Annotated in this window: 7 protein-coding genes; 4 read left to right on the top strand and 3 right to left on the bottom strand. The window is 71.7% G+C overall.

What is annotated here, in order from left to right; genetic code table 11:
- Positions 1-567 precede the first annotated feature (567 nt).
- On the top strand, positions 568-987 hold the full coding sequence (locus J7E94_RS35810) for a helix-turn-helix transcriptional regulator (protein ID WP_308345486.1): 420 nt from the start codon (positions 568-570) through the stop codon (positions 985-987).
- Positions 882-1211 carry a hypothetical protein gene (locus J7E94_RS35805; protein WP_374224512.1) on the top strand — a complete coding sequence of 110 codons (330 nt, stop codon included), beginning with the start codon at positions 882-884 and terminating at the stop codon, positions 1209-1211. The genes J7E94_RS35810 and J7E94_RS35805 overlap by 106 nt, the downstream gene beginning before the upstream one ends.
- Before the next feature lie 97 nt (positions 1212-1308).
- On the opposite strand, the gene J7E94_RS27910 is transcribed toward J7E94_RS35805, so the two are convergent.
- Both J7E94_RS27910 and J7E94_RS27905 read right to left on the bottom strand, forming a co-directional pair.
- Complete coding sequence (locus J7E94_RS27910; RefSeq protein WP_215019580.1) at positions 1309-1854, bottom strand: DUF3291 domain-containing protein; 546 nt, start codon at positions 1852-1854, stop codon at positions 1309-1311.
- 32 nt (positions 1855-1886) lie between these two features.
- The gene (locus J7E94_RS27905) at positions 1887-2576 is read right to left on the bottom strand and encodes a metalloregulator ArsR/SmtB family transcription factor (RefSeq protein WP_215019579.1); all 690 of its coding nucleotides are present in this window, start codon (positions 2574-2576) and stop codon (positions 1887-1889) included.
- A gap of 203 nt (positions 2577-2779) precedes the next feature.
- On the opposite strand from J7E94_RS27905, the gene J7E94_RS27900 reads away from it, so the two are divergent.
- Positions 2780-3472: a molybdopterin-dependent oxidoreductase gene (locus J7E94_RS27900; RefSeq protein ID WP_215019581.1), complete on the top strand. Its 693-nt coding sequence runs from the start codon at positions 2780-2782 to the stop codon at positions 3470-3472.
- Positions 3456-4073 carry a cytochrome b/b6 domain-containing protein gene (locus J7E94_RS27895; RefSeq protein ID WP_215019578.1) on the top strand — a complete coding sequence of 206 codons (618 nt, stop codon included), beginning with the start codon at positions 3456-3458 and terminating at the stop codon, positions 4071-4073. The genes J7E94_RS27900 and J7E94_RS27895 overlap by 17 nt, the downstream gene beginning before the upstream one ends.
- A gap of 49 nt (positions 4074-4122) precedes the next feature.
- On the opposite strand, the gene J7E94_RS27890 is transcribed toward J7E94_RS27895, so the two are convergent.
- A complete protein-coding gene (locus tag J7E94_RS27890; RefSeq protein ID WP_215019577.1) occupies positions 4123-5691 on the bottom strand; it encodes a hypothetical protein in 1569 nt (522 codons plus the stop codon).
- Positions 5692-5922: the final 231 nt, after the last annotated feature.

Below are 5922 nucleotides of genomic sequence, written 5' to 3'. Positions count from 1 at the left end.
CACCCAGCACCCACCCCGGTACCGAAAGAACCCATCCCCCACCCAACGACCACCCCCAACAGAGGTCACCCATTCGATGCAAGAACCTCCGTTCCCGCCCGGCATCGACCCACCACCACGGACGAGGCACTCACTAATCCACGCCAGAACACACTCAAACCCAGTCACCAGACAGCAGTTCCAACCCCCAGAACCAGAACCCCGCCGTGAAGCCCACGCACGTCTTCTACTCGTACGGGGCCCACAACCTGACCAATCAGCACGGGAACCACTGGGTCCTCAACAACCAGTACGGCGGTGCGACCGCAAACCTTTGCACGGGCTCCAACCGGGGCCGGCTGCGGCAACCCCATCGCCGCCAAGACCGGTGTCTACGCCGACCTCACGCCCATCAACTCCATCCGCCTCAACCCGTAGGCCACACCCTGTCAGGACCGCTTCCGGGGCCGCCGTTCGGCGGCTCCGGACGTTCCTGTTTTCGTCATACCGCCCCCAAGACCGGGCCGTACGTCCGACCTCCGCTGTAGCCTGGGCCCTGCCGTCCAGCTGCCCGGGCGGCGCCGTGCCATGGGGGATGCTGTGGGGGATCCGGACCGTCTGCGGAAGACCGATCACCAGCGCGAATCAGCGGAGAGGACCGTCCCGCCCTTCCCCGCGCAGTTGCGGCGTCTGCGGGTGCAACGGGGAATGTCGCTGGCCGACCTGGCCCGGCGGACGCACTACAGCAAGGGCTACCTGAGCAAGATCGAGACTGGTGCGAAGCCCGTCACCACGGATGTCGCACGCCGCTGCGACGAGGTGCTGGGGGCTGGAGGCGAACTGCTGCGGATGGCGCGCGAGACGGAGGTGCCGCCGCCGGAGGCGCGTGTCCGTACCGCGGTCTGCCGGCCTTCACGGCGCAGGACGCGCGCTGGTTCTTCGGCCGGGAGCGGGCGACGGCCGAGCTGGTCGAGCGGGTCTTCGAACGGATCGGTCGCGGGCCGCTGATGCTGGTGGCCCCCTCCGGCGCCGGCAAGTCCTCCCTGCTGAACGCGGGCCTCGTACCGGCCCTGCGGCGCCCCGGCGGCTTCCCGATGGCGGGCGCGGACACCTGGCCGGTGGTGAGGTTCACCCCCACGGCGCATCCGCTGGAGGAGCTGCTGGACCGTACCGCGAAGGTGCTGGGCAGCGATCCCGGCATCGGGGTACGGGAGGTGCGGGAGCGGCCCTAGGCGTTGGCGGCGACCGGCCGGATACCGAGACGACCACGCGGACCGGTGCGCTCCTGCCGCCTCCTGGCCGAAGAGTGGCAGCGCCGCATCTTGGATCTCACCCCGCCGGCGTGTCGACGGGGAAACCGTGCTGTGGACGGCGGTCCGACTGCGCCGGTGGCGCGGCCCGGAGGTGCTGGGCGGTCTCGGCGGCGGTGTAGGAGGAGGCGAAGGTGAACGCGCGCGGGGACGGTCCGTGCGCCCGCAGGTCCGCCAGCCGCTCCAGGGCCTCGCCGACGGTCGGGAGGTGACCGGCGGGGACCCACCAGAGCGCCAAGTGCGCCTCGACGTGCCGCTCGAACCATTCACGGCGCCGCCGCATGACCTCCAGGTGCCCGCTGCGGTAGGTGAAGTCCCACAGGGCCTCCTGTGTCTGCCACACGGTCAGGTTGACGATGACGTCCTCGCCCGCCGGGCGCAGGCCGGTGGCGTCGCCCACGCCCTCCTCCACGAGCCGCCACACGAAGCCGGGCGTACCGTCGGCTGCGGCGTTGACCGGATCGAGCATCTCGACGAACGGCGCCATGCGCGGGTCGTCGAGCGGGTGGCGGAGCGTGGCGACGTTGAGTTGGGCGAGGTGGAAGGCATGCGTGGAGGGGGTCATGGCCACATCCCAACACGCCCTGCGTTTCTATGTCAATCCTGATTGTTTTTAGAACTCTCGACCACCACGCAGCACTCCCCCGGCCGGGCGTCCATGCGGGCGCGTACGGGACCGTCCGCGCCGAGCAGCCCCTCCAGCAGCGCGAGGTTCATGCCGCAGACCAGCGGCGGGAAGCGTTCGGCGACGGCGTGGAAGGGGCAGTTGCGCATACGGACGACGGGCGCGGCCGCCCCGGCCGTCCCTTCGGCCCCCTCGGCGCCTTCCAGATGCGGTTCGTAGCCGCGGGCGGCCAGCACCTCCATGGCCTCTTCGAGGCCGCCGCAGGGCGCCGCCGAGCCGCGCAGGGCCTCGCCCCGGCGGCGCGCGGCCGCGCAGAGCCCGGCGTCCAGCCCGGCCTGCTCGGCGGCCTCCGCGAGCAGCTCGGCGGCGGTGCGGTAGTCGCGGGCGGGCAGCGACACCGCCCACTCGGCCCGAGCCCGCGTGTACACCTTGGCGGGACGGCCCGCCCCTGGCCCCGAGCGGCCCGTCAGGCGGCGGCTCCCGCTCTCCAGCAGCCCGGCCTCGGCCAGCCGGTCCAGATGGTGCGCAGCGAGCGTGCGCGCCACCCCGGCCGCCTCGGCGGCCTCGTTGCGGCCGACCTCGCGGCCCTGCGCCGCCACGTACTCGTACAGGCGGCGCCGCACCGGATCCTGCAACGCCGCGATCGCGTCGATGTGCTCCATCCGGCCATTCTACGAACAACGCAGGTTGGAGATAGAAGGGCGGGACGCGGTCCCGGCCGGTGCAGACCGAGGCCCCCCGGTCGCGCCGTCAGGTGTGACGGAATTCTGACGTGGCGCCGCGGCCCCTGGTGCCCGGGGACCCGCGGTGGTCGAATCGGCGGGTGAGTACAGAAGAGCGTGCCGACCAGCGTGCCGACCCCGACATGCGGGGCACCCCGGTAGGGCGCCGGCTGGTCCTGGGGATGCTCGGCCTCGGCGCGGCCGGGCTGGTCACCGCCCCCTACCTCCAGCACGGCTTCGAGGCCGTCGCCGACAAGGACCCCACCGGGCTCAGCGGCCTGCTGCCGAACGGCGGCGGGTTCCGCTACTACTCCGTGGCGTCCTCCGTCCCTGAGCGCGGACCCGAGAACTACCACCTCACCGTCGGCGGGCTCGTCGAGCGCCCGGCGCAGTACACGCTCGACGCGCTGCGGCGGCTCCCGCAGACCCGGGTGGTCCGGGACGTCCAGTGCGTGACCGGCTGGCGGGTCCCGGGCACCCCCTTCGAGGGGGTGCCGCTGTCGCGGCTGCTGGACGCCGCCAGAGTGCGGCCCGAGGCCGGGGCCATCCGCTTCGACTGCTTCGACGGCACGTACACCGAGAGCCTCACCCTCCCGCAGGCCCGCCGAGACGACGTCCTGGTGGCACTGCGGATGCAGGACAGGCCGCTGGGCCACAGCCACGGCGGACCGGTCCGGCTGTACGTCGCCCCGATGTACTTCTACAAGTCGGCCAAGTGGCTCTCCGGGATCACCCTCACCGAGAAGCCCGAGCCGGGCTACTGGGAGCGCCTCGGCTACGACGTCGACGCGTGGGTCGGCCGGTCGAACGGACGCGACGATGCCCCTACCGTCTGAGCACGCCGCGCGCGTACGCCGCTTCAGCCGCGCCGAGCGCCTGGTCCACCGGACCACGGCGGCGCTCGCCCTGGTGTGCGTGGCCGGCGCCGCCTGCCTCTACCTTCCGCCGCTCGCGGAACTGGTGGGCCGCCGCCACCTGGTGGTCACCGTGCACGAGTGGTCCGGGCTGCTGCTCCCGCTCCCCTTCCTGCTGGGTCTCGGCTCCCCCGCCTTCCGCGCCGACCTGCGGCGGCTGAACCGCTTCGGGCCGCACGACCGGCAGTGGCTGCGGGCCGCGCGGCGCCGGGACCGCACGGGGCCGCGGCCCGCCGGGAAGTTCAACGCCGGGCAGAAGGTGTACGCGGGCTGGCTGGCCGGAGCGGTCCTGGTGATGCTCGGCACCGGGCTGCTGATGTGGTTCACCGGCCTCGCCCCGCTCGTCTGGCGGACCGGCGCCACCTTCGTCCACGACTGGCTGTCCCTGACCCTCGGCATCGTCCTCGCCGGGCACATCGGCAAGGCCCTGGCCGATCCCGAGGCCCGCCGCGGCATGCGCACGGGCTGGGTCGGGCGGGAGTGGGCCGAGCGCGAGCACCCGCTGTGGCGGTCCGAGGACTGAGCCCCCGCCGCACGGCGGGGGCTCGACGCCGGAAATGTGGCGGCGGGGATCAGCCGCCGTCGCGGACCGCGACGATGCCGTTGAAGACGCCGACGTACGCCGTGCCGTCGGGGCCGAGGGTGATCGGCGCCCAGTTGTTGTCGTACAGCGGGCCGGTGCCGGTCAGCTGCCGCCAGCGGCGCTCCCCGGTGCGGAAGTCCACGGCGGTGAGGTACCAGGCGTCGATGCCCCAGACGTTGGGCTCCTTCTCGTAGAAGTAGAGCAGCCCGTTCGCGGTGGAGAGCTTGGGGACGACGGAGGGAGCGCGGATCGCGCTCTCCCACACCGTGTCGCAGCCGCTGCCGTCGGCGCGTACGTCGATGCGGGCCACGCCGCCGACGACGGACTTGCCCAGCAGCAAAATGGTGGGGTTCTCGTAGCCGTAGTTGTTCTCGACGACGATGCTGTTGCCCCAGGTGATCAGGGAGTTGTCGGTGGTCGAGGCACCGGCTCCGAAGACGGGCACCTTGCACACGAGCCGCCGGTCCGCCGGCACGTCCGCGCCCCGCTTGAAGACCAGGACGTTCATCCGGTCGTCGGCGTTGTCGGTGATGGCGACGTAGCCGTTGCCGAAGAGGTCAGGGGTGGTGCCCGAACCCTGGTTCACGGAGCCGGGCTTGGTGCCGGAGCCGCGGTCGTACGTCTGGCGCCACTGCACCTCCGGTGTGCCGTCGGCGGCGGCGCGGAAGCTGTAGAGCGCGTGGTCGCTGACGATGGAGACGCCGTCCTCGGCAACCGAGAAGGAGTTCTGGATCTCCTCGCCGTCGAGCCGGATGGAGCGGATCCGCGAGGTCGCCGGGTCCACGGTGCCGACGCGACCCTGGCGGGTGACCCACCAGATGCGGCCGTTCCAGTCGGGCATGACGGAGGTGACGGGGTCGCAGGTGCCACTGGGCCACAGGTTGGTCCAGCCGGCACAGTCGTGCGGGACCTGGCCGGTGAGGTCCCAGTCGTTGTCGACCGTGAAGTTCCAGCTGCCGTCCGGGCTCTGGGAGTGGGCGAGCCGCAGGATGTGCTGGCGCGAGTCGGCCAGCACCGCCCGGTCCTGGTCGTCCAGGTAGAAGTAGGCGCCGCCGGAGGTGTCCTTGAAGATCTTCGAGAAGTCGAGCGAGGTGATCGCCTCGACCGTCGAGGAACGCTGCGGCAGCTGGTACTCCGCGAGCGTGGCGAGCGTACGGGGCTCCAGGAGCTTGACCTTGAAGCCCGAGAAGGTGCCGCACACCGTGACCAGGCGGCCTGCCCTGTCGAAGGTGGCGGTGGCGCATTCACCGCCGAGCGCGGCGATCTTCTCGCTGGTCACCCGCAGGTCCTTGCCGAGCGGCCCGGACCAGGGGGAGGTGGCGCTGCCCGCCGCGTCGGAGTGCATGCCGCTGCGGCCGTTGGGCGCGAGGAAGGGGTGCTGCGGCGGTGCTGCACCGGGCAGCGGGACGGCGGCCGCGGGGCTGCCGCCGTAGTGGCTGACCAGGCGGTGGCCGGGGGCCTTGGGTATCTCCTCGGCCTGGGCCGGCGGGACTCCGTACATCACCGTGAAGGCGGCGATGACCGGTACCACCGCACAGTTCAGCGCTCTTCGGAACATCCGGGCTTCTCCCTGGTCTCTTCAGTTTTATTGACAGTGCGTCTGACATCGCGCCGCCGCCAGACGCTAGATCGCGCTGCCCGAGGAGTCCATGGAAGAGCCGGATGATTCACGAAGGCGCAACAGTTGATCAAGAGTTCGCGTTCGCGGAGAGCCGTCGCCGAGCCGTCGCCGAGCCCCTAGGTCCTGTCTGGAGTCCAGATCATGAGTTTGGTGGATCGCCTGCGCGCA

This window comes from Streptomyces sp. ISL-94 (assembly GCF_018614075.1).
Classification (GTDB): domain Bacteria; phylum Actinomycetota; class Actinomycetes; order Streptomycetales; family Streptomycetaceae; genus Streptomyces.
Note: the sequence above shows the minus strand (reverse complement) of the source record. Positions and strands in the feature narration are given on the sequence as shown.

Coding starts and splice junctions, on each gene's coding strand:
- J7E94_RS35810 (WP_308345486.1), top strand. CDS start 568: ATGGGGGATGCTGTGGGGGATCCGGACCGTCTGCGGAAGACCGATCAC.
- J7E94_RS27910 (WP_215019580.1), bottom strand. CDS start 1,854: ATGACCCCCTCCACGCATGCCTTCCACCTCGCCCAACTCAACGTCGCC.
- J7E94_RS27905 (WP_215019579.1), bottom strand. CDS start 2,576: ATGGAGCACATCGACGCGATCGCGGCGTTGCAGGATCCGGTGCGGCGC.
- J7E94_RS27900 (WP_215019581.1), top strand. CDS start 2,780: ATGCGGGGCACCCCGGTAGGGCGCCGGCTGGTCCTGGGGATGCTCGGC.
- J7E94_RS27895 (WP_215019578.1), top strand. CDS start 3,456: ATGCCCCTACCGTCTGAGCACGCCGCGCGCGTACGCCGCTTCAGCCGC.
- J7E94_RS27890 (WP_215019577.1), bottom strand. CDS start 5,691: ATGTTCCGAAGAGCGCTGAACTGTGCGGTGGTACCGGTCATCGCCGCC.